The organism is Pseudorhodoferax sp. Leaf274 (assembly GCF_001422445.1).
Taxonomy (GTDB): domain Bacteria; phylum Pseudomonadota; class Gammaproteobacteria; order Burkholderiales; family Burkholderiaceae_C; genus Pseudorhodoferax.
Genome location: NZ_LMNA01000024.1, coordinates 1 through 2,050 on the forward strand (window position 1 = coordinate 1; position 2,050 = coordinate 2,050).

5 protein-coding genes are annotated in these 2,050 nt (G+C 69.3%); all 5 read right to left on the minus strand.

All coding sequences use genetic code 11. The features are described from left to right. Positions 1 to 263 (minus strand): hypothetical protein (locus ASF44_RS19105; RefSeq protein ID WP_156374594.1); only part of this gene is annotated, 263 nt, incomplete at its 3' end. Further along, positions 260 to 727, minus strand: a complete 468-nt coding sequence (locus ASF44_RS19110; protein WP_156374595.1) for a hypothetical protein — start codon at positions 725 to 727, stop codon at positions 260 to 262. The genes ASF44_RS19110 and ASF44_RS19105, both read right to left, overlap by 4 nt. Further along, complete coding sequence (locus ASF44_RS19115) at positions 724 to 1,131, minus strand: hypothetical protein (protein ID WP_162243841.1); 408 nt, start codon at positions 1,129 to 1,131, stop codon at positions 724 to 726. The genes ASF44_RS19110 and ASF44_RS19115 overlap by 4 nt, the downstream gene beginning before the upstream one ends. An 86-nt stretch (positions 1,132 to 1,217) precedes the next feature. Then, positions 1,218 to 1,532, minus strand: coding sequence for a DUF4406 domain-containing protein (locus tag ASF44_RS19120; RefSeq protein ID WP_056900841.1), 315 nt, complete (start codon positions 1,530 to 1,532; stop codon positions 1,218 to 1,220). 40 nt (positions 1,533 to 1,572) lie between these two features. Continuing rightward, on the minus strand, positions 1,573 to 1,914 hold the full coding sequence (locus tag ASF44_RS19125) for a hypothetical protein (protein ID WP_056900842.1): 342 nt from the start codon (positions 1,912 to 1,914) through the stop codon (positions 1,573 to 1,575). Positions 1,915 to 2,050: the final 136 nt, after the last annotated feature.

Sequence of the window (2,050 nt, forward strand, 5' to 3'; positions counted from 1 at the left end):
AGTGCGGCTCGGCTGCCCCAGCGGTCCATGCGAAGCCCGTGCGGCTCGGCCGAGAACCGGGCCTCGAAGGCCGCCCGCGCGGTCCCACCATCTTCCTCACGGGGTGCGGTGTGCTGGGCCGCCAGCGCGCGCATCGTCAGTGCTGCGTCTTCCGCCCACTGGGGTAGATCGTGCGGCGCGAGGCAGTCCTCCCAGCGACGCACGAGGCCGGCCGCGGTGTGTGCGGGATGCGGCTTGGCCGCCGGGGTGTGGATGCTGCTCATGTCCCGAATCTCCTGCGCAGGATCTGCGCTTGCTCGTGGCCCCAGTGGGCCGCTCGTTCGGCGATGCCGTGCCGGTCCATGTCCAGCAGGCCGCTGATCACCTCGGCGGCCGCGCGGGCGGCCAGCAGCTCGGCGGAGTTGAAGCCAACGCGGCCCGTGCGTCGGTGGCGGCCGGTCACGTTGGCAAAGGTGTTCAACTGCTCGGCCACCGCTGCCATTGCCTCCTCGGTGAACTCGACCGCCTCCTGCGTGGCCAGCAGGTGCACCATGTGCGACGCCATGAAGCCGGTCTCGATCCAGTCCCACATGTCGTCGGCCGTGGCCTTGCCGCTGGTGAAGCGGTCGACCAGATCCAGGCACGCCACCTTGCCCGTCGTGCGCCGGCTCTCGGGTGCTGCGCGTAGCCAGAACTTCGGTAGTCCTTCGCGCTTGGCGCGCGCCGCATTTCTATGTGCGGTTTTCATTGGGCCGCCCCCAGGCCAAGGAAGTGCGGCGCTGTGAAGTCGCGCCAGCGCTTGTGGTTGCGCACCTTGTACCCGTGGGCCTCGGTGATGCCCAGTGCGGCAGCCATGTCGACCATGCGCTCGCTGCTGGTGCGAAGCCGCTCCACGTCCGCGGCACTGAGGGTGGCGCGCCGGCGCGCCGTTGCTGCACGGCGGCCTGCCAGCACATGCTTGGCCGTATCGGACATGCGCTCTGCAATGCGCGAGCAGACATCGGACTGCGTGCCGCTTACCGCGCAGTGCGGGCTGACGCAGTGGTGGTGCTCGCAGCTGGTCAGTGCCTTCGCGCCGACGGGCAGTGGCTCGCCGTCCCTGATTTCCAGGATGACGCGACGCACGGCCACTGTGCGGCCCTCATGGTGCATGGCGGGGCATTTGTGCGACAGCGCGCCACGCCACAGCCAGTGCTTGCCGCGCAGCGTGCAGTTGCTCCGGATCTTTCCGAGCGGGCTCATGCGGAGCACCGCGCCACCAGCGCGGCGGCCTCGACCACGGGCATTTCCAGGCCCTGGGCCAGCCCCACCTCAATGCTGGCGCCGCGCGAGCGCTGCCAGCCGGGCAGGGTGGCCACACCGTCACAGCGCACCAGCTGTGCGATGTCGTCGCGCATGCAGGTCTGCCAGCCCGCGTTGGGGTCGGTGTTGATCTCGGCGGGATTGACCACGTCGAACCCCAGGCCGCGCAAGCGGGCTGCCTCGGCGTGGAATGCGGGGAAGTTGAGTTCGGGGTGGCCCGTCATCGGGCCGGCGATGTAGATGCGCTTCATGCTTCGGCGAGTGGTGGTTTTGGTGGGGGGCGATGCCGGGTCAGGCTGCGGCTGCCGCTTCGTTCTTTGCGCGTTTGACCAGCTGTGCGGCCAGGACGTGTGCGTGGATCTCGGTTTTGGCGTCCCAGCCCTTGCCTTCGGCGTGCACGCGCACCTTCTCCAGCTCCACCTGCAGGGTGTCGCCGGGTTGCAGCGTGTGGCCCTCGCGGTCCCACCAGGCGCGGGCCTCGTCGCCCGCCCAGATCAGCCGCCAGGGCTCGCGTGCATGGGTTCCCCATGCGTCCAGCACCGGTAGCGTGGCGACGAACGTGCCCGATGCCGACACGATGCCTGTGGGCTTGGACTTGCGCATGTGCACGATGCCGGTGTGGCGCATGGTCATGGCGCGTCTCCTGTCAGCCGGCGGCGCCCAGCAGCACSGTGTACCCGGACTTCTCGCGCACCTCTTTTACGTAGCCCTCGAAGGCCAGTTCCACGGCACGCTCGGGGCGGTCCAGCTCGTAGAAGAACTTCACGGC